This window comes from Streptomyces coffeae (assembly GCF_016741875.1).
Classification (GTDB): Bacteria; Actinomycetota; Actinomycetes; order Streptomycetales; family Streptomycetaceae; genus Streptomyces; species Streptomyces coffeae.
In genome coordinates this window covers 121,709-141,351 of the sequence record NZ_JAERRF010000008.1, presented here as the reverse complement: position 1 = coordinate 141,351, position 19,643 = coordinate 121,709, and the positions used below count along the sequence as shown (strand labels likewise).

General features: G+C 70.5%; 16 protein-coding genes. 10 read left to right on the top strand and 6 right to left on the bottom strand.

Annotated elements, in window-relative coordinates; translation table 11 throughout:
• Positions 1–15: 15 nt before the first annotated feature.
• From JK363_RS15615 to iolC, 5 genes are all read right to left on the bottom strand, one after another.
• Positions 16–1,509, bottom strand: a complete 1,494-nt coding sequence (locus JK363_RS15615) for a CoA-acylating methylmalonate-semialdehyde dehydrogenase (protein WP_201875500.1) — start codon at positions 1,507–1,509, stop codon at positions 16–18.
• Between the two features lie 25 nt (positions 1,510–1,534).
• Positions 1,535–3,421 carry a 3D-(3,5/4)-trihydroxycyclohexane-1,2-dione acylhydrolase (decyclizing) gene (gene iolD, locus JK363_RS15610; RefSeq protein WP_201875499.1) on the bottom strand — a complete coding sequence of 629 codons (1,887 nt, stop codon included), beginning with the start codon at positions 3,419–3,421 and terminating at the stop codon, positions 1,535–1,537.
• The gene (gene iolB, locus JK363_RS15605; protein ID WP_201875498.1) at positions 3,418–4,323 is read right to left on the bottom strand and encodes a 5-deoxy-glucuronate isomerase; all 906 of its coding nucleotides are present in this window, start codon (positions 4,321–4,323) and stop codon (positions 3,418–3,420) included. The genes iolD and iolB overlap by 4 nt, the downstream gene beginning before the upstream one ends.
• A 65-nt stretch (positions 4,324–4,388) precedes the next feature.
• Positions 4,389–5,267 (bottom strand): Cgl0159 family (beta/alpha)8-fold protein, encoded by an 879-nt coding sequence (locus tag JK363_RS15600; protein ID WP_201875497.1) that lies wholly within the window; start codon positions 5,265–5,267, stop codon positions 4,389–4,391.
• 382 nt (positions 5,268–5,649) lie between these two features.
• Positions 5,650–6,597, bottom strand: coding sequence for a 5-dehydro-2-deoxygluconokinase (iolC, locus tag JK363_RS15595; RefSeq protein ID WP_201875496.1), 948 nt, complete (start codon positions 6,595–6,597; stop codon positions 5,650–5,652).
• Positions 6,598–6,866: 269 nt separating this feature from the next.
• Between iolC and JK363_RS15590 the strand changes: the two genes are divergently transcribed.
• From JK363_RS15590 to JK363_RS15560, 7 genes are all read left to right on the top strand, one after another.
• Entirely contained in the window at positions 6,867–7,877 is a 1,011-nt protein-coding gene (locus tag JK363_RS15590) for a sugar ABC transporter substrate-binding protein (RefSeq protein WP_201875495.1), read from the top strand.
• Positions 7,878–7,884: 7 nt separating this feature from the next.
• Entirely contained in the window at positions 7,885–8,955 is a 1,071-nt protein-coding gene (locus JK363_RS15585) for an ABC transporter permease (RefSeq protein ID WP_201875494.1), read from the top strand.
• Between the two features lie 5 nt (positions 8,956–8,960).
• Positions 8,961–9,821 (top strand): ATP-binding cassette domain-containing protein, encoded by an 861-nt coding sequence (locus tag JK363_RS15580; RefSeq protein WP_201875493.1) that lies wholly within the window; start codon positions 8,961–8,963, stop codon positions 9,819–9,821.
• Between the two features lie 185 nt (positions 9,822–10,006).
• The gene (locus tag JK363_RS15575; RefSeq protein ID WP_201875492.1) at positions 10,007–10,927 is read left to right on the top strand and encodes a sugar phosphate isomerase/epimerase family protein; all 921 of its coding nucleotides are present in this window, start codon (positions 10,007–10,009) and stop codon (positions 10,925–10,927) included.
• 63 nt (positions 10,928–10,990) lie between these two features.
• Positions 10,991–12,010 carry a Gfo/Idh/MocA family protein gene (locus tag JK363_RS15570; protein ID WP_201875491.1) on the top strand — a complete coding sequence of 340 codons (1,020 nt, stop codon included), beginning with the start codon at positions 10,991–10,993 and terminating at the stop codon, positions 12,008–12,010.
• 114 nt (positions 12,011–12,124) lie between these two features.
• Positions 12,125–13,165 (top strand): Gfo/Idh/MocA family protein, encoded by a 1,041-nt coding sequence (locus tag JK363_RS15565; RefSeq protein WP_201875490.1) that lies wholly within the window; start codon positions 12,125–12,127, stop codon positions 13,163–13,165.
• Between the two features lie 190 nt (positions 13,166–13,355).
• Positions 13,356–13,562, top strand: coding sequence for a helix-turn-helix transcriptional regulator (locus JK363_RS15560; RefSeq protein ID WP_201875489.1), 207 nt, complete (start codon positions 13,356–13,358; stop codon positions 13,560–13,562).
• A 103-nt stretch (positions 13,563–13,665) separates the two neighbouring features.
• On the opposite strand, the gene JK363_RS15555 is transcribed toward JK363_RS15560, so the two are convergent.
• Complete coding sequence (locus JK363_RS15555) at positions 13,666–15,969, bottom strand: MMPL family transporter (RefSeq protein ID WP_201875488.1); 2,304 nt, start codon at positions 15,967–15,969, stop codon at positions 13,666–13,668.
• A gap of 169 nt (positions 15,970–16,138) precedes the next feature.
• Here JK363_RS15555 and JK363_RS15550 point away from each other — a divergent pair, with 169 nt between their 5' ends.
• The 3 genes from JK363_RS15550 to JK363_RS15540 all read left to right on the top strand — a co-directional run bounded on the left by JK363_RS15550 (position 16,139) and on the right by JK363_RS15540 (position 19,624).
• Positions 16,139–16,795: a TetR family transcriptional regulator gene (locus tag JK363_RS15550; RefSeq protein WP_307821736.1), complete on the top strand. Its 657-nt coding sequence runs from the start codon at positions 16,139–16,141 to the stop codon at positions 16,793–16,795.
• Positions 16,796–17,007: 212 nt separating this feature from the next.
• Positions 17,008–17,247, top strand: a complete 240-nt coding sequence (locus JK363_RS15545; RefSeq protein ID WP_201875486.1) for a heavy-metal-associated domain-containing protein — start codon at positions 17,008–17,010, stop codon at positions 17,245–17,247.
• A gap of 85 nt (positions 17,248–17,332) precedes the next feature.
• Positions 17,333–19,624: a heavy metal translocating P-type ATPase gene (locus JK363_RS15540; RefSeq protein ID WP_201875485.1), complete on the top strand. Its 2,292-nt coding sequence runs from the start codon at positions 17,333–17,335 to the stop codon at positions 19,622–19,624.
• Positions 19,625–19,643 lie beyond the last annotated feature (19 nt).

Below are 19,643 nucleotides of genomic sequence, written 5' to 3'. Positions count from 1 at the left end.
GCTGTCACACGCGTATCAGTGGTTGCTGGGGAAGCCCAGGTTGATACCACCGTCGCTGGGGTCGGGCCAGCGGGTGGTGACGACCTTGCCACGGGTGTAGAAGTGCACACCGTCGTTGCCGTAGATGTGGTGGTCGCCGAAGAGCGAGTCCTTCCAGCCACCGAAGGAGTGGTAGCCCACCGGCACCGGGATCGGTACGTTCACGCCGACCATGCCCGCCTCCACCTCCAGCTGGAAGCGGCGGGCGGCGCCGCCGTCCCGGGTGAAGATCGCGGTGCCGTTGCCCCAACGGGAGCTGTTGATCAGCTCGATGGCCTCGTCGTAGGTCTCGGCGCGGACCACGCACAGCACCGGGCCGAAGATCTCGTCGCGGTAGGCGTCGGCGGTGGTGGGCACCTTGTCCAGCAGCGAGACACCGATGAAGAAGCCGTCCTCGTGACCCTCCACCGTGTAACCCGTACCGTCCACGACCACCTCGGCACCCTGGGCCGCGGCCCCGTGCACATACGAGGCGACCTTGTCGCGGTGCTCCTTGGTGATGAGCGGGCCCATCTCCGAGGCCGGGTCGTTGCCGGGGCCGATGCGCAGCTTGGCGGCGCGGTCGGCGATCTTCTTCACCAGCTCATCGCCGGTGTTCCCGACGGCCACGACCACCGAGACCGCCATACAGCGCTCACCGGCCGAGCCGTAGGCGGCGTTGATGGCGTTGTCCGCGGCGAAGTCCAGGTCGGCGTCGGGCAGCACCAGCATGTGGTTCTTGGCGCCGCCGAGCGCCTGCACCCGCTTGCCGTGCTCCACGGCCTTGGACTGGATGTACTGGGCGATCGGGGTGGAGCCCACAAAGCTGACGGCGGCGATGTCCGGGTGCTCCAGCAGCCGGTCGACGGCCACCTTGTCACCGTGGACGACGTTCAGCACGCCCTCCGGCAGCCCGGCCTCGGCGGCCAGCTCGGCCAGCAGGAGGGAGGTGGAGGGGTCCTTCTCGCTGGGCTTGAGGACGAAGGTGTTGCCGCAGGCGATGGCCACCGGGAACATCCACATCGGCACCATGGCCGGGAAGTTGAACGGGGTGATGCCCGCTACCACTCCCAGCGGCTGGCGGATCGAGGAGACGTCGACCCCGGTGGAGACCTGGGTGGACAGCTCGCCCTTGAGCTTCTCGGCGATCGAGCAGGCCAGCTCGACGATCTCCAGACCGCGGGCCACCTCGCCCAGCGCGTCGGAGTGCACCTTGCCGTGCTCCGCGGTGATCAGCTCGGCGATCTCGTCGCGGTGGGCGACGACCAGCTCGCGGAACTTGAACAGGATCGCGGTCCGCTTGGCCAGGGAGGTCGCGCCCCAGGAGCGGAACGCCTCCTTGGCGGCGGCCACCGCCGCGTCGACCTCGTCCACGGAGGCCAGTGCGACCTGGGTGTCCTGGGCGCCGGTGGCGGGGTTGTACACCGGACCGAAGCGACCGGTCGCGCCCTCGACGGCCTTGCCGCCGATCCAGTGGTTGACGGTCTTCATGGGTGGGCCTTTCTCTCGAAAAACGTCAGAGGTGGCGGCGGCGGGCGACGGCCTGCCGGTCGTAGTCCTCACGGGCCTTCACGGCGGCCGGACGGGTCGCGGTCTCGGCGACGGGCACATCCCACCACGCCTGTGCCTCAGGCGGGCCGGACACTGTGTCGGCTGTTTCGGTCTCCACATAGACACATGTGGGACGGTCCGAGGCGCGGGCCGCGGCCAGCGCCTCACGCAGCTCGCCCACGCTCCCCGCGCGCAGCACGTCCATGCCGAGCGAGGCGGCGTTGGCGGCCAGGTCCACCGGCAGCGGATCGCCGGTGTAGGTGCCGTCGGCCGCCCGGAAGCGGTAGGCGGTGCCGAACCGCTCGGCGCCGATGCCCTCGGACAGGGCGCCGATGGAGGCATAGCCGTGGTTCTGGAGCAGCACGATGTTGATGTTGATGCCCTCCTGGACGGCGGTGACGATCTCGGTCGGCATCATCAGATACGTACCGTCGCCCACCAGCGCCCACACCGGGCGGTCGGGTGCGGCCAGCCGCACCCCGATGGCGCCGGGGATCTCGTAGCCCATGCAGGAGTAGCCGTACTCCAGGTGGTACTGGCGGGGCGAGCGGGCGCGCCACAGCTTGTGGAGGTCCCCGGGGAGCGATCCGGCCGCGTTGATCACCACGTCCTCGTCGCCGACGACCGCGTCCAGCGCGCCCAGCACCTGGGTCTGCGAGGGGCGCACCGCGGCGTCCTCGGCGGCGAACGCGGCGTCCACCCGGCGCTCCCAGGCGGTCTTGCCGGTGCGGTACTCCGCCTCGTAGGTCTCGTCCACCCGGTGGCCGGACAGTTCGCGGGTGAGCGCCTCGAGCCCGGCGCGGGCGTCGGCCACCAGCGTGGTGGCGCTCAGCTTGTGGGCGTCGAACGGGGCGATGTTGAGATTGACGAAGCGGACCGCGGGGTCGGCGAAGAGGGTCACGGAGGCGGTGGTGAAGTCGCTGTAGCGGGTGCCGACGCCGATGACCAGGTCCGCGGTGCGGGCGAGGTCGTCCGCGACGGCGGTGCCGGTGTGCCCGATACCGCCGATGTCGGCCGGGTGGTCATGGCGCAGCGAGCCCTTGCCCGCCTGGGTGGAGGCGACCGGGATACCGGTGGTGTCGACCAGGGCGCGCAGGGCGTCCTCGGCCTCGCTGTGGTGGACCCCGCCGCCCGCGACGATCAGCGGTCTGCGGGCGGACCGGATCGCCCGTGCGGCGACGACCAGTTCGGCCGGATCGGCGGCCGGGCGGCGTACGTGCCAGACCCGGTCGGCGAAGAACTCCTCGGGCCAGTCGAAGGCTTCGGCCTGTACGTCCTGCGGCAGGGCGAGGGTGACCGCGCCGGTCTCGGCCGGGTCGGCGAGCACCCGCATGGCCGCCAGGGCGGCCGGGATCAGCGCCTCGGGGCGTACCACTCGGTCGAAGTAGCGGGAGACCGGGCGCAGACAGTCATTGACCGACACATCGCCCGCGGAGGGGACTTCGAGCTGCTGGAGCACCGGGTCGGCGGGGCGGGTGGCGAAGATGTCACCGGGCAGCAGCAGCACCGGCAGCCGGTTGACGGTGGCCAGCGCCGCGCCGGTGACCAGATTGGTGGCGCCGGGGCCGATGGAGGTGGTGACGGCCTGGGCGGCGAGCCGGTTGGACTGCCGGGCGAAGCCCACGGCCGCGTGGACCATGGCCTGTTCATTACGGCCCTGGAGGTACGGCATGGCCTCCGGGCCGGACTCCAGGAGCGCCTGCCCGATCCCGGCCACATTGCCGTGGCCGAAGATGCCCCAGGTGGCGTTGATCAGGCGGTGCCGCTGTCCGTCCCGCTCGGTGTACTGGTGGGCCAGGAACTCCACCAGGGCCTGGGCGACGGTGAGACGGCGCACTGCCGAGGCGTTCATCGGGGGCCTCCATCGGGGGCTTCGTAGAGCGGGAGTCGGGGGTCGACGGGCTGGTCCGGCCAGGTGGAGCGGATCCAGGCGTGGTCGGGATGGTCGCAGATGAGCCAGGCACGCTCCTCCCCCGGGCCCGCCATGACGTTGAGGTAGTACATGTCGTGGCCGGGGGCGGCGATGGACGGGCCGTGCCAGCCGTCCGGGATGAGAACGGCGTCACCGGAGCGGACCTCGGCCAGCACATCGGTGCCACGGCCGCGGCCGGAGGGCGAGACCCGCTGGTAGCCGATGCCCTCACTGCCATGGGCCTCGGCGATCTCGAAGTAGTAGATCTCCTCGAGCTCGCTCTCCTCGCCGGGGCGGCAGTCGTCGTGCTTGTGCGGCGGATACGAGGACCAGTTGCCGCCGGGGGTGAGCACCTCGACGGCGATCAGCTTGTCGCACGCGAAAACCCCTGCCGCGCCGAAGTTGTTGACCTGGCGGGAGCAGTTGCCGGTGCCGCGCAGCTCCACGGGCACCTCCGAGGCGGGGCCGTAGCGCGCCGGCAGCCGCCGCTCGCAGCGGGCGCCGGTGAGCGCGAACCGGCCGCCCGCGCCGCTGGCGATCCGGGCGTGCGCGTCGCGCGGCAGATAGACGAAGTCGCTCACTCCGCTGAACACGCTGTCCCGGCCGTGGAGTTCGAAGACCTCGCCCTCGGTGACCACGGTGCAGCCGCCGCTGAGCGGCAGCACGATCCACTCGCTGTCTCCGGTGGCCAGGGAGTGCGAACCGCCGGGCGGCAGCTCGAGCACCCGCAGCGCGGAGTAACCCCATCCGGCCCGCTCGGGGCCGATGTCCACCAGGTAGGGACCGTCGGCCGCCTTACCGGCCTGCACATGGAAACCGGTCGAAGGATCGGTGCTGGTCATAACGTCTGTTTCTGCCTTTCCTCCAGGGGCGGGGCCCATGGTGCGTGGCGTTCGGCGCGGGGCGTTCAGAGCAGTCCGACGGCGGTGTCCACGGCGGTCTCGACGCTGCCCTCCGCCGGGTAGAGCAGCGAGCGGCCGACGACCAGGCCCTGGACGGTCGGCAGCCGCAGGGCCTTGCGCCATCTCTCGTACGCCCCTTCCTGGTCCCTTCCCACCTCACCGCCGAGCAGTACCGCCGGAAGGGTGCTGGTCTCCATGACCGCGGCCATCTCGTCGGGGTCGTCGGTGACCGGCACCTTCAGCCAGGTGTAGGCGGAGGTCCCGGCGAGGCCGGAGGCGATGGCGATGGACTTGGTGACGGCCTCGGCGCCCAGATCGTTGCTGACCCGGCCGTCCGTCCGCCGGGATATGAACGGCTCGACGAAGACCGGCAGCCGGTGCTCGGCCATCTCGTCGATCGCGCGGGCGGTGCTGACCATGGTGGTCAGCGAGCCCGCGTCGGAGTAATCGATGCGCAGCAGCAGCTTGCCCGCGTCGAAGCGGAGCCGGGCGAGGTCCTGGGGGCGGTGCCCGGTGAACCGGTCGTCCAGCTCGAAGGTGGCACCGGCCAGCCCACCGCGGTTCATCGAGCCCATCACGACCTTGCCCTCGAGGGCGCCGAGCAGCAGCAGGTCCTCCAGGATGTCGGCGGTGGCGAGCACCCCGTCGACACCGGGGCGGGACAGCGCCGTGCACAGCCGCTCCAGCAGATCGACCCGGTTGGCCATGGCCAGCTTGTGGTCTCCGACGGCGAGTGCGCCGCGCGCCGGGTGGTCGGCGGCCACGATCATCAGCCGGCCGCTGTCACCGATCAGGGGACGGCGGGCCCGGCGGGCGGCGGCCTCGGCGATGGCCTCCGGGTGGCGGCTGCGCACCGTGACGAGGTCGGAGATGCTGATGCTCAAGGGGTGTTCCCTTCTATTTTTTGAGGCTCGGTTCGCCTCCGGGGCGCCTGAGCCCCTGCCGACGGTCGACCGTGCTCGGCCGCCCCATTTTTTTGGGGCTCGGTTCGCCTCCGGGGCGCCTCAGCCACTGCCGACGGTCGACCGTGCTCGGCCGCCCCATTTTTTTGGGGCTCGGTTCGCCTCCGGGGCGCCTCAGCCACTGACGACGGTCGACCGTGCTCGGCCCTTCGTTCCTCAGGGCCTCCGCGCGCTCTCCCTTTCGACAGCGGCGCGCCCCTTCGGCTCACTCGCCGGTAGGCCACAGAACCCGGAGCTCTGAGGCACCCGATGGGGTACCCCCGTTGGCCAACCGGGGGGACCCCGGAATTCCACGGCATGGTGGTCAGTCCCCGGTCAGCAGGGCCTCGACCTCGGCCGCCGTGGGCATCGCGGAGGAGCAGGCGAGCCGGGACGCGACGATGGCGCCCGCCACGTTGGCGTACCGCATGATCCGTTCCAGGTCCCAGCCGGAGAGCAGGCCGTGGCACAGGGCGCCGCCGAACGCGTCGCCCGCGCCGAGCCCGTTGACCACCTCCACCGGGACTGGTGGGACCTCGGCGGTGCTGCCGTCGCGGTGCACGGCGAGGACGCCCTTGGGTCCCTGTTTGACGACGGCCAGTTCAACGCCCGCCGCCAGCAGCGCCTCGGCGCAGGCGGTGGGTTCACGGACCCCGGTGGCGATCTCGCACTCGTCCACATTGCCGACGGCAACGGTGGCGTGGCGCAGCGCCTCGGCGTAGAAGGGGCGGGCGGTGTCGGGGTCGCGCCAGAACATCGGCCGCCAGTCGAGGTCGAAGACGGTGGCACCGCTCCTGGCGCGGGCGGCCAGGGCGGCGAGGGTGCTGGTGCGGCTGGGCTCCTCGCTCAGACCGGTGCCGGTCATCCAGAAGATCCTTGCCGCGCGGATGGCGTCGAGGTCCAGTTCCCCGGGATGGATTTCCAGATCGGGTGCCTTGGGGCGGCGGTAGAAGTACAGCGGGAAGTCGTCCGGCGGGAAGATCTCGCAGAACGTGATCGGGGTCGGATACTCCTCGACCGGGGTGACGAACCGGTCGTCCACCCCGAACGCCCGCAGCTCCTGGTGGATGTAGTCGCCGAAGGGGTCCGCCCCGGTGCGGCTGATGACCGCGGAGCGGCGGCCGAAGCGGGCGGCGGACACCGCGACATTGGTCGCCGAGCCACCGAGGAACTTTCCGAACGACTCGACCTGCGGCAGAGGGACACCGGTCTGGAGCGGATAGAGATCCACTCCGATCCGGCCCATCGTGATCAGGTCGTACGGCTCACTCATGCGTGCCCCTTCGGGAAAGACGCAGCTCAGGGTGGTGGTCCAGAGACACCGGACGGCGCCCGGCGCCTTCAGGTCTAAACGCGCTCCAGCCCCCGTGTCAAGACTTTGTCATTACATTCGGACGTGGCATGAGAGGCGTTATCGCGTCGTTACGTCCAGATGAAATATTGTCATGACAAACCCTTGACAGCCGATGGCCGGGAGGAGTTGCATCCCGTTCTGCAACGGCCGTGTGAACAACGGTCCTGGCTTGAGAGGTGCTGGAACAGATGGACCTCAGAATCAACCGACGCCGCGGAGCGGGAATCGCCGCACTCGCCACCGCAACCGTCCTCCTCGCCGCGGGATGCAGCAGTCAAGGCGGCAAGAAGGCACAAGAATCCGGCGACGACATCGCCGCCGGAAAGGCGAACACCCCCCGACTGAAGATCGCCATGATCACTCATGCGGCACCGGGCGACACCTTCTGGGACACCGTCCGCAAGGGCGCCAAGGCCGCCGCCGCCAAGGACAACATCGAGCTGGTCTACTCCAGCAACCCCAATGGCGCCGACCAGGCCAGCCTGATCCAGAACGCCATCGACCAGAAGGTCGACGGGATCGCCGTCACGCTGGCCAAGCCGGACGCGATGAAGGGCGCGATAGCCAAGGCCGAGAAGGCCGGGATCCCGGTCGTCGCCTTCAACGCGGGGCTTGACCAGTGGAAGGACATGGGCATCCTGGAGTTCTTCGGGCAGGACGAGTCCATCGCCGGTGAGGCGCTGGGCGAGCGGCTGAACGAGGAGAAGTCCAAGCACAACATCTGCGTGATCCAGGAACAGGGCCATGTCGCCCTGGAGGCCCGGTGCGCGGGTGTGAAGAAGACCTTCAAGGGCAAGACGGACATCCTGTATGTCAACGGCACCGATATGCCGTCGGTGAAGTCCACCATCGCCGCCAAGCTCAAGCAGGACTCCAGCATCGACCATGTGGTCACCCTCGGCGCCCCGTTCGCGCTGACCGCCGTGCAGTCCGCCGAGGAGGCGGGCGGCAAGGCCAAGGTCGCCACCTTCGACCTCAACAAGGACCTCGCCGCCGCCGTGAAGAGCGGGGATGTGCAGTTCGCCGTCGACCAGCAGCCCTATCTCCAGGGCTATCTGTCGATCGACTCCATGTGGCTCTACAAGTACAACGGCAACTTCAGCGGCGGCAGCCAGGAGCCGGTGCTGACCGGTCCGGCCTTCGTCGACAAGGACAACGTGGACACCATCGCGAAGTTCGCACAGAAGGGTACGCGGTGATCAAGCGATGACCCATACCGTCACGCCGGCGGCGGCAACGCCGCCGGCCTCCCCCGCCACGGGGCCGAAGCGCCGCACCGCCGAACGCTCGCTGGCCCGCCGGGCGCTGGCCCGGCCGGAGATCGGCGCGCTGGTCGCGGCCATCGGCGTCTACATCTTCTTCTTCGCCGTCGCCCCGACCTTCCGGCAGGCCGACTCCTTCGCCACCGTCCTCTACCAGGCGTCCACCATGGGCATCATGGCGCTCGCCGTCTCCCTGCTGATGATCGGCGGCGAGTTCGATCTGTCGGCCGGTGTCGCCGTCACCTCCTCGGCGCTGGCCGCGTCCATGCTCAGCTTCCAGCTGACCACCAATGTCTGGGTGGGCGTGGGCGTCGCCCTGCTGGTGTCGCTCGGTGTAGGGCTGATCAACGGACTGCTGCTGATCCGGACCGGACTGCCCAGCTTCCTGGTCTCCCTCGCCAGCTTCCTGATGCTCCAGGGGGCCAACCTGGCCGTGACCAAGCTGCTGACCGGCAATGTCGCCACCGACACCATCAATGACATGGACGGCTTCGACCAGGCCAAGTCGGTCTTCGCCTCCGAGGTCCCCATCCTCGGTGTCGATGTGAAGGTGACCGTGCTGTGGTGGCTCGCCTTTGCCGGCATCGCCACCTGGGTGCTGCTGCGCACCAAGTTCGGCAACTGGATCTTCGCGGTGGGGGGTTCGAAGGAGAGCGCCCGTGCCGTCGGCGTACCGGTGAACCTCACCAAGATCGCGCTGTTCATGACCGTCGGCTTCGCCGCCTGGTTCGTCGGTATGCATCTGCTCTTCGAGTACAACACCGTGCAGGCGGGCGAGGGCGTCGGCAACGAGTTCTACTACATCATCGCGGCGGTGATCGGCGGCTGTCTGCTCACCGGCGGCTACGGCTCCGCGATCGGCGCGGTCCTGGGCGCCTTCATTTTCGGGATGGTCAACCAGGGCATCGTCTACGCCAACTGGAACCCCGACTGGTTCAAGTTCTTCGTGGGCGTGATGCTTCTGCTCGCGACGCTCGTCAATCTGTGGGTGCGCCGTCAGGCCGCCAGGAGGTGATCACCATGGCATCGAAGCACACCGCGAAGACCGGCGGAGCCGATGAGCCGGTCGTCCGGCTCAAGGGCGTCGGCAAGGTCTATGGCAACGTACGCGCCCTGGAGGGCATCGACCTCGACGTCAGGCCGGGCAAGGTGACCTGCGTCCTCGGCGACAACGGCGCCGGGAAGTCCACTCTGATCAAGATCGTGTCCGGGCTGCACCAGCACGACGAGGGCGAGTACCTCGTCGACGGCAAGCCGGTGCGGCTGAACAACCCGCGCGAGGCCCTGGACCTCGGCATCGCCACCGTCTACCAGGACCTGGCCACCGTGCCGCTGCTGCCGGTGTGGCGGAACTTCTTCCTCGGCTCCGAGCTGACCAAGGGCCCCTGGCCGTTCCGCCGCCTGGACATCGAGCGGATGAAGCGGACCACCGACGAGGAACTGTCCGCCATGGGCATCCACCTCGACAACCTGGAACAGCCCATCGGCACTCTCTCCGGCGGCCAGCGGCAGTCCGTGGCCATCGCGCGGGCCGTCCACTTCGGCGCCCGGGTGCTGATTCTGGACGAGCCCACCGCGGCGCTCGGCGTCAAGCAGTCGGGTGTGGTGCTCAAGTACATCGCGGCGGCGCGCGAGCGCGGGCTCGGGGTCATCTTCATCACCCACAATCCGCACCACGCCTATATGGTCGGCGACCACTTCTCGGTGCTCCGACTGGGTGCCCTGGAGATGAACGCCTCGCGTGAGGACGTCAGCCTCGAGGAGCTGACCAACCACATGGCCGGTGGCGCCGAACTGGCCGCCCTCAAGCACGAGCTCTCCCAGGTCCGCGGGGTCGATGTGGAGGAGTTGCCGGAGGTCGTGAACACGCCCGGCTCCTGAGACGCCCCTCCGATCGCCGTCTGACATGACGTCCGAATGTCCTGACGAACCCTTGACGACCGCCCGTCCGTAGCGTGAAGCTGCCCAAAACAGTACGACACGGGCATCCGATCCTCGATCGAGCACAGGTATCCGCACCGCCCCCTTCCCCGGTCGCCCATGACCGGCGAGAGGAGACCCTCCCCATGACTGCCGCCGCCTCTCCCGTACCCGCCCTGGACCGCATCCGGGTCGGCTCGGCCCCCGACTCGTGGGGGGTGTGGTTCCCCGACGACGAGCAGCAGGTCCCCTGGCAGCGCTTCCTCGACGAGGTCGCGGAGGCCGGTTACTCCTGGATCGAGCTGGGCCCGTACGGCTATCTGCCGACCGATCCGGCCCGGCTCACCGAGGAGACCACCCGCCGTGGGCTCACCGTCTCGGCGGGCACCGTCTTCACCTCACTCCACCGCGGACCCGACGTCTGGGACGCCACCTGGGCGCATGTCTCCCAGGTCGCCGAGCTGACCCAGGCGATGAACGCGAAGCACCTGGTGGTCATCCCCTCCTTCTGGCGGGACGACAAGACCGCCGAGATCATCGAGCCGGCGGAGCTGACCGCCGAGCAGTGGCGCCATCTGTCCACCGGGATGGAACGGCTCGGCCGTGAGGTGCGCGAGCGCTACGGGCTCGAGATCGTCGTCCATCCGCACGCCGACACCCACATCGACACCGAGGAGAACGTCGCCCGCTTCCTGGACGCGACCGACTCCGGCCTGGTCAACCTGTGCCTGGACACCGGGCACTACGCCTACTGCGGCGGCGACAGCGTCAAGCTCATCGAGACCTACGGCGAGCGCATCGGCTATCTCCACCTCAAGCAGGTGGACCCGGAGATCCTGGCCGACGTGGTGAAGAACGGGGTGCCGTTCGGCCCGGCCGTCCAGCGCGGGGTGATGTGCGAGCCGCCGAACGGGGTGCCCGCGCTCGGACCGGTCCTCACCGCCGCCCAGAAGCTGGATGTGGACCTGTTCGCCATCGTCGAGCAGGACATGTATCCCTGCCCGCCCGACCAGCCGTTCCCGATCGCCGAGCGCACCCGCCGCTTCCTGCGCTCGTGCGGCGCCTGACGCCCCCGTCCCGGCAGACCACAGCACCGGCGAGCAGACCGGCAGAAGGAGAAGAGACCGCATATGACCCAGCAGGGGACGCTCGGGATCGCCGTCATCGGGACGGGCAAGATGGGCGCCGACCATGTCCGCCGGATCAATGACGTCATCAGCGGCGCACGGGTGGCCGCCGTGGTCGACATCGACGAGGCGCGCGCCAAGGCGGCCGCCGACTCCGCCGAGGGCTGCCGGGCGTTCACCGACCCGGCCGCGGCGATGGCCGCGCCGGGGGTGGACGCCGTACTGATCGCCTCCCCCGGACCCGCACACGAGGCCGCGCTGCTCAGCGCGTTCGAACGGGATCTCCCGGTGCTGTGCGAGAAGCCGCTCACTCCGGATTCGGCATCCGCGCTGCGGGTCCTGGAAGCCGAGCAGAAGCTGGGCCACCGCCGGGTCCAGGTCGGCTTCATGCGCCGCTACGACTCCGAGTTCATGAAGCTCAAGGCGCTGCTGGCCTCCGGCGAGCTGGGCCGTCCGCTGATGCTGCACTGCCGTCACCGCAATGCCTCGGTGCACTCGTACTTCACCACCGAGATGCTGATCAGCGACGCGGTGGTGCATGAGATGGACCAGTCGCGCTGGCTGCTGGAGCAGGAGATCACCGCGGTGACGGTGCTCAAGCCGACGCCCAGCGCGGACGCGCCCGAGGGGCTCAGCGACCCCCAGTTGGTGATCTTCGAGACCAGCGGCGGTGCGCTGGTCAATGTCGAGATGTTCGCGAGCTGCGGCTTCGGCTACCAGGTGCAGGCCGAGGCGGTCTGTGAACGCGGCACCGCGCGGGTCGGCGACGCCCACGGCATGCTGGTCAACCGCCCCGGCACCTGGGGTGGCGAGATCGCCCCGGACTTCGTGGCGCGCTTCGAGGAGGCGTACGACCGGGAGGTGCAGGCGTGGGTCGACGCCACCCGGCGCGGGGAGGTCGTGGGGCCCAGTACCTGGGACGGCTATGCCGCGGCCGCCGTCTGCGAGGCGGGGCTGCGGGCCCAGAAGACCGGTGAGCGCACGGCCGTGGAGATGATCGAGCGCCCCGCCCTGTACCGCTGACCCCCACCTCTGACCATCCGTCACGGCTGACAACCGCAAGGGCCGGCCGCCGCCACGGCCGGCCCTTCGCTGTCCCCGACGCGACTCCTCACTCACCAGACGGGACCACACATCATGCGCATCGGATTCCTCGGCGCCGGGCGGATCGGCTCCTTCCATGCCGCCGCCCTCGCCGCCACGGACGGCGTCGACGAACTGCTGATCGGGGACGCCGACAGCGCGCGGGCCACCGAACTGGCCGCGCGGATCGACGCGGAGGCCGACGTACCGGTGACCGCCGCCCCATCGGTGGACGCGGTCTTCGACGGCGGGATCGACGCCGTGGTGATCGCCACCGCGACCGCCTCGCACGCCGAGCTGATCACCCGGGCGGCACGGGCCGGACTGCCCGCGTACTGCGAGAAGCCCATCGCCCTGGACCTGGCCGGCACCGTCCGGGCGCTGAGCGAGGTCGAATCGGCCGGGACCATGCTCCAGATGGGCTTCCAGCGGCGGTTCGACGCCGGATACCGGGCCGCGCGGGAGGCGCTGCACGAGGGGAGGCTCGGCCGGGTGCACACCATCCGGGCGATCACCTCCGACGCCGCACCCCCGCCGCCGGAGTTCCTGCCCCACTCCGGCGGGCTGATCCGGGACTGTCTGGTGCATGACTTCGACGCCGTGCGCTGGCTGACCGGGCGGGAGGTGGTGGAGGTGTTCGCGTCCGGTTCGGCGGGCGGTGCCGCGTTCTTCCGGGAGGCGGGCGATGTGGACACCGCGGCGGCGCTGCTGACGCTGGACGACGGCACGCTGGTGACCGCGACCGCCACCCGCTACAACGGCGCCGGATACGACGTGCGGATGGAACTGTCGGGCGAGCGCGACCAGTTGGTGGTGGGGCTGGATGGCCGTACGCCCTTCACCTCGGCCGAACCGGGCGGCCCCACCGGTCCCGACCGGCCCTGGGCGCACTTCCTGGAGCGGTTCGAGGACGCCTACCGGGCGGAGCTGGCCGCGTTCGTCCGGGCCGCCCGGGGCGATGCCCCCAACCCCTGCTCCGGTCAGCAGGCGCTCTACGCCCTGCTGGTGGCCGAGGCATGTGAACTGTCGCGGCTGGAGCACCGTCCGGTGCGGCTGGAGGAGATCACCAAACAGATGTCCGAGCTGGGGGCCTGAGCGTCACTCCGGTGTCACGGCCGTCACATCTCCATACGCCTTCGTCACAGGTCTTCAACAGCCCCTGTCCGGTGGTCACTCAGCGTCGTTCACCGGGCACAGGGTGAGAGATCGTCAGCAGGTCTGCCGTGGCTCCCCCGACGGCCCCACCGGGGCCGTGGTCGCGGTGTCTGCGGGAAGGGCGCGAGAGATGACCGACCGGAGGCTGTGGTCGTACAAGGAGATCGCCGCGCATATCGGGGTCCAGACCGACACCGTACGGTCATATCGCAAGCATGGACTGCTGCCGCCCCCCGATCTGGTGGAGGGCGGCAAGCCGTACTGGTACGCGGACACCGTCCGGTCCTGGGTGGCCCGCAGACCGGGCAACCGGCGCGGTCGCCGCGACGCCCCATAGCGACCCGGCCACCCCTGAATCCCCGCGCGGGAGGTGCCCCTTGCGCACCGGCACCTGATGTCCCCGGCGCCTTACGGAAGGGGCGCAAGCCACCCGGAAGGCGTCAGTGCCCCGCGCGGACCGGGTCCCGCAGTTCCTCCTCGCTGCGGGGCCCGGTGTCATCCCCACCGCTGCCGCCACTCGGGGCGGGGGCGGACTCCCCCTCGCTCAGCCCGATCCTGGCGTGCAGCCGGCGCAGCGGGCCCGGCGCCCACCAGGTGGCCCGGCCGGTCAGCCGCATCACCGCGGGCACCAGCAGACTGCGCACCACCATGGCGTCCATCAGCACCGCCAGCGCGATACCCAGGCCCAGCATCTTGGTGTTGGTGACCCGCGAGGTGCCGATGGCGACCATCACCACGGCGAGGATCAGCGCCGCCGCCGTGATCAGCCCGCCGGTGCGCCGCAGCCCGAACTCCACGGCCGAGGTGTGGTCCCCGGTGCGGTCGTACTCCTCCTTGATCCGGGAGAGCAGGAAGACGCCATAGTCCATGGAGAGACCGAAGGCGACGCAGAACATCAGCACCGGCAGGGTGGTCTCGATATCGCCGGAGGTGGTGAAGGACAGCGGGCCGGACAGATGTCCGTCCTGGAAGACCCACACCACCGCGCCGAACATCGCGGTGAGACTGAGCGCGTTGAGCAGCACCGCCTGGATCGGTATCAGCACACTGCCGGTGAGCAGGAAGACCAGCAGCAGGGTGACGGCGGCGATGATCGCCGCGGCCCAGGGCAGCCGGTCGGCTATCGAGTCCTTGGTGTCGACCAGGACAGCGGCGGTGCCGGTCACCGAGGCGCGGAACGAGGGGTGCTGGGCGCGGATGTCGCGCACCAGGTCCTGGCTCGCGGCGTCCACCGCCTCGCCCTTGGGCAGCACGGTGAGATACGCGCTCCCCCCGGCCGCGCGCGCCGCCTCGGCCGGACCGGGCTCGGCCACCTGACGGCCGCCCGCGAAGTGGCCCGCGGGGCTGTCCACCCGCCGCACAGCGGGGAGTCCGGAGAGCTTGGCGCTGTAGTCGGCGAGGGCGCGGGTGCCGGGGCGGCCCTCGGCGACGACCTCGACGGCGCCGCCGGGGCCGCCGGGAAAGCCATCCCGGATGTGCTGCTGGACCACATGCGACTCGGCGCTTGCGGGCAGCTGACGGTCATCGGCGGTGCCGAACTCCACCCGCAGGAAGGGCAGTCCGAGCGCGACCAGCCCGGCGACCGTGGCCAGCGCGAACAGCGGGGCGCGCCGCATGACCAGCCGGGCGAGCCGCCCCCAGCCCCGGCCGGGCTCACCGGTACGGGCGGGGCGGCCGCGGCGCAGCAGCTTCATCAGATCGAGGGAGTTGACCCGGTCGCCGAGGAGCACCAGCGCCGCGGGCAGCACCACCAGGGCGGCACCCGCCGCGATCAGCACCACGGCGATGCCCGCATAGGCGAAGGAGCGCAGGAAGTACTGCGGGAAGACCAGCATGGCGGCGAGCGAGACGGCGACGGTCAGCGCCGAGAAGAGCACGGTGCGCCCGGCGGTGCGCAGGGTGGCGGCCACGGCGGGCAGGGTGGCGGCGCCGGTGGCCAGCTCCTCGCGGAAGCGGCGCACGATGAACAGGGCGTAGTCGATGGCCAGTCCGAGGCCGAGGGCGGTGGTCAGGTTCTGCGCGAAGACCGAGACATCGGTGAATTCGGTGAGACCACGCAGCACCGCGTCGGTGCCCAGGATGGCGATGATGCCCACACCGAGCGGGAGCAGGGCGGCCACCGCGCTGCCGAAGACCATGACGAGCAGCACCAGGGTGATGGGCAGGGCGATCATCTCGGCCCGCAGCAGATCCTCCTGGATGGTGGTCTGGAGCTCATGGCGGACCGCGACCATGCCGCCGATCGACACCTCCACCGGTCCGTGGTCCCCCCGGTAGTGCGGGGCGAGCCGCTCCAGCGCCTTGTTGGCCGCGGACTCGTCGCCCACGATGCGCGCGGCGATGATCGCCTCGCCGCGGTCCCGGTGGCGGAGGGTGGGCGCGCCGGTGTCCCAGTAGGAGGTGACGCCGGTGACGGATTCCTCCTTCGCCAGCTTCTTCGCGAGCGCGCGGCCCTCGGCAGCGACCTTGGGATCGTCCACGGTGGCTCTCCCGCTGTCGACCAGCAGGATCAGATTGGGCTGGGAGGTCGGGAAGCGCTTCTCCAACGCCTTGGTGGCATAGGAGGACTGGGAGGCAGGGTCCTCCCAGCCCCCGCTGCCCATCCGGTCGGCGACACCGCTGCCCGCCACCACGGCGAGCGCGGTGAAGAGCAGGGCAAGCAGCAAGGAGAGCCGGGGGCGCGCCGTGACCAGGCGGGTCCATCCTCCGATCCGGTCCCCCGACGGTCGGTTGACAGTGGTCATGGCACGGTGTCCCCTTCACCTGTGCCCAGGCCACCGCACAACGTTCGGGCAGGCAGCATGGGTCGTTGATTGCCATAGACTGGCAAACACGAGTGGTCGCTCGCGTTTTACAAGAATGCGAGCGAGTACTCGCGTTTGTCAATCGAACACCAAGATCCGGAGATTGCGCGTGACCGAGAGCAAGGCAGCCCAGCCCGAGGGAGCCGCCAAGCCGCGTCGCAGGCAGGCTCGCGGGGAGCGCCGGGTCCAGCAGTTGCTCGACGCGGCCGCCAGCGTCTTCTGCAAGAGCGGCTACACCGGCGCGAGCACCAACGCCATCGCCCGCGAGGCGGGCGTCTCCCCGGGCACGCTGTACCAGTTCTTCCCGAACAAGGAGGCCATCGCGGTCGAACTGGGCGAGCGGCTGACCCATCAGATGCGACAGGCCCACGGCCTGGTCTTCACGGTCGAGAACGCCTCACTGCCGCTGGACGAGATGCTGGACGCGGTCCTGGATCCGATGGTCGAGTTCAATTGCGCGAATCCCGCCTTCCTCGCGCTGATCCACTCCACGGAGGCGCCCGGCCGCGTCATCGAGGAGCACGACGCACTGCACGTCACCCTCCTCGCCCGGGTGGAGGAGCTGATCGGTATCAGCAACCCCGATCTGCCCGCCGACCGCCGCACCCGCACCGCCACCATGGCGTTCGAGCTGTTCAAGGCCGGTCTCGATCTGATCCTTTCGCATCAGGGAGAGGAGCGGGCGGCGTACACCGCCGAGACCAAGGCCGCCCTCTACGGCTATCTCGCCCCGATCATCGGCACCGAGGGCACCCCCGCCCCCTGACGCCCGCTCCACCCTCCACCACCGCAGGCGCGTCAGGCGCGTCTGCGCGCAAGGGGAGCGCGCGCGGGCGTTGCGCGCCGTCCAGGAACCGGCGCACCTCCGGCTTCCGGGAATACCCCCTAGGGGTATAGAGTTGTGAGAGTCAGGAGACCCTGGGGCATCCGGCGTCTCCTGCGTCCCAACCATCACGCCCACCCCACAGGAGAAAGTCCATGAGCTCCGAGGCGAACACCGGCTCCGGCGTCACCACCGTCTACCGGGTGACCGGTATGACCTGCGGCCACTGCGAGAGCGCCGTCACCGAGGAGCTCGGCGCCCTCAGCGGCGTCTCCTCCGTCAAGGCCGTGGCCTCCACCGGACAGGTCACCGTCGTCTCGGCCGCCCCGCTGGACGACGAGGCCGTCCGCGCCGCCGTCGACGAGGCGGGCTACGAGCTCGTCGGCCGGGCCTGAGCACCCCGACTCCTCCCGCCGGGCCGTACCGCCCTGCTCATACAGCCGCCGTACGGCATCGGCCCTCCTCCCAGGAGACCCAGACATGACCACCAGCACGGCTCCCGAAGCCGGGCACACAGCACAGGTCGAACTCGCCATCGGCGGCATGACCTGCGCCTCCTGTGCGGCGCGCATCGAGAAGAAGCTCAACCGCATCGACGGAGTGTCCGCCACGGTCAACTTCGCCACCGAGAAGGCCAAGGTGTCCTACGGCGCCGGGGTCGAGGTGGCCGACCTGATAGCCACGGTCGTCAGAACCGGCTACACCGCCGAGGAACCGCGCCCGCCCGAGCCCGAGCCCCCGGCCGTGTCCGCCGAGCCCTCCGACGGCCCGCAGGACCGCCCCGGCCGCGGCGAGGACGGGCCGGACGCCCTGCGCCACCGCGTGCTGGTCTCCCTCGCGCTGTCCCTGCCCGTCGTCGTGCTGGCGATGGTGCCCTCGCTCCAGTTCGAGAACTGGCAGTGGCTCTCGCTGACCCTCGCCGCGCCCGTGGTCGTCTGGGGCGGCGCGCCCTTCCACAGGGCCGCCTGGACCAACGCCCGGCACGGCGCGGCCACCATGGACACCCTCGTCTCCATCGGCACCCTGGCGGCCCTCGGCTGGTCCCTGTGGGCGCTGTTCTTCGGCGACGCGGGCATGCCCGGGATGCGGCACGGCTTCGACCTCACCGTCTCCCGCGCGGCCGGATCGTCCTCGATCTATCTCGAGGCCGCCGCCGGCGTGACCACCTTCATCCTCCTCGGCCGCTTCCTGGAGGCGAAGTCCAAGCGGCGGGCCGGGGCCGCGCTGCACGCCCTGCTCGAACTCGGCGCCAAGGACGTGGCAGTCCTGCGCGACGGCCGGGAGGTCCGCGTCCCCGTCGGCGAGCTGGCGGTCGACGACCACTTCGTGGTCCGCCCCGGCGAGAAGATCGCCACCGACGGCACGGTCGTCGAGGGCGAATCGGCCGTGGACGCCTCGATGCTGACCGGCGAATCGGTGCCGGTGGACGTCGTGGTGGGCGACGCGGTGGCGGGCGCGACCGTCAACACGGCGGGCCGGATCGTCGTGGCGGCCACCCGCGTCGGCGCCGATACCCAGCTCGCCCGGATGGCCAAGCTGGTGGAGGACGCGCAGAACGGCAAGGCCGAGGTGCAGCGGCTGGCCGACCGGGTCTCCGGGATCTTCGTACCGATCGTGCTGCTGATCGCCGTCGGCACCCTGCTGGGCTGGCTGGGCGCCACCGGGGACGCGACCGCCGCCTTCACCGCCGCCGTGGCCGTCCTGATCATCGCCTGCCCCTGCGCCCTGGGCCTGGCCACCCCGACCGCGCTGATGGTCGGTACCGGCCGTGGCGCCCAACTGGGCATCCTCATCAAGGGACCCGAGGTGCTGGAGTCGACCCGCCGGGTGGACACCGTCGTCCTGGACAAGACCGGCACCGTCACCACCGGCCGGATGCGGCTGCGCGGGGTCGTCACCGCGCCTGGCACGGACGAGGACGAGCTGCTGCGCCTCGCCGGTGCCGTGGAGCACGCCAGCGAGCACCCGGTCGCCCGCGCGGTCGCGGACGGCGCGGCCGAGCGGGTCGGCGCCCTCCCGGTGCCCGAGGACTTCATCTCCGTCGCCGGACTCGGCGTGCGGGGGGTGGTGGACGGACACAAGGTGCTGGTCGGCCGGGAGAAGCTGCTCGGCCAGTGGTCCGTCGAACTGCCCGGGGAACTGGCTTCCGCCAAGGCCGCCGCCGAGGCGGAGGGCCATACGGCCGTCGCCGTGGCCTGGGACGGCGAGGCGCGCGGCATCCTGCTGGTCGCCGACGCGATCAAGGAGACCAGCGCCGAGGCCGTCGCCCAGCTGCGCGCCCTCGGCCTCACCCCGGTACTGCTGACCGGGGACAACCGGCTGGTCGCCGAGTCGGTGGCGCGCGCGATCGGCGTCGAGGAGGTCATCGCCGAAGTCCTGCCGGAGGAGAAGGTGGACGTGGTCAAGCGGCTCCAGGGCGAGGGCCGTACGGTCGCCATGGTGGGCGACGGCGTCAACGACGCGGCCGCCCTGGCCACCGCCGACCTCGGACTCGCCATGGGCACGGGGACGGACGCGGCCATCGAGGCCGGGGATCTGACCCTGGTCCGGGGCGACCTCCGGGTCGCGGCGGACGCGATCCGACTGGCGCGCCGGACGCTGACCACCATCAAGGGCAATCTCTTCTGGGCGTTTGGCTACAACGTCGCGGCGCTTCCGCTCGCGGCGGCCGGGATGCTCAACCCGATGATCGCGGGGGCGGCCATGGCGTTCTCGTCGGTATTCGTCGTCACCAACAGCCTGCGACTGCGGACCTTCACAGCATCCACATAGCTTCACCGGCTCCCCATAA

Bases quoted from the DNA above. Each gene is read 5' to 3' on its own strand.
- iolD (WP_201875499.1), bottom strand. From the start codon at position 3,421: ATGAACGCCTCGGCAGTGCGCCGTCTCACCGTCGCCCAGGCCCTGGTG.
- JK363_RS15615 (WP_201875500.1), bottom strand. From the start codon at position 1,509: ATGAAGACCGTCAACCACTGGATCGGCGGCAAGGCCGTCGAGGGCGCG.
- iolC (WP_201875496.1), bottom strand. From the start codon at position 6,597: ATGAGTGAGCCGTACGACCTGATCACGATGGGCCGGATCGGAGTGGAT.
- JK363_RS15570 (WP_201875491.1), top strand. From the start codon at position 10,991: ATGACCCAGCAGGGGACGCTCGGGATCGCCGTCATCGGGACGGGCAAG.
- JK363_RS15565 (WP_201875490.1), top strand. From the start codon at position 12,125: ATGCGCATCGGATTCCTCGGCGCCGGGCGGATCGGCTCCTTCCATGCC.
- JK363_RS15580 (WP_201875493.1), top strand. From the start codon at position 8,961: ATGGCATCGAAGCACACCGCGAAGACCGGCGGAGCCGATGAGCCGGTC.
- JK363_RS15585 (WP_201875494.1), top strand. From the start codon at position 7,885: ATGACCCATACCGTCACGCCGGCGGCGGCAACGCCGCCGGCCTCCCCC.
- JK363_RS15590 (WP_201875495.1), top strand. From the start codon at position 6,867: ATGGACCTCAGAATCAACCGACGCCGCGGAGCGGGAATCGCCGCACTC.
- JK363_RS15555 (WP_201875488.1), bottom strand. From the start codon at position 15,969: ATGACCACTGTCAACCGACCGTCGGGGGACCGGATCGGAGGATGGACC.
- iolB (WP_201875498.1), bottom strand. From the start codon at position 4,323: ATGACCAGCACCGATCCTTCGACCGGTTTCCATGTGCAGGCCGGTAAG.
- JK363_RS15545 (WP_201875486.1), top strand. From the start codon at position 17,008: ATGAGCTCCGAGGCGAACACCGGCTCCGGCGTCACCACCGTCTACCGG.
- JK363_RS15575 (WP_201875492.1), top strand. From the start codon at position 10,007: ATGACTGCCGCCGCCTCTCCCGTACCCGCCCTGGACCGCATCCGGGTC.
- JK363_RS15540 (WP_201875485.1), top strand. From the start codon at position 17,333: ATGACCACCAGCACGGCTCCCGAAGCCGGGCACACAGCACAGGTCGAA.
- JK363_RS15560 (WP_201875489.1), top strand. From the start codon at position 13,356: ATGACCGACCGGAGGCTGTGGTCGTACAAGGAGATCGCCGCGCATATC.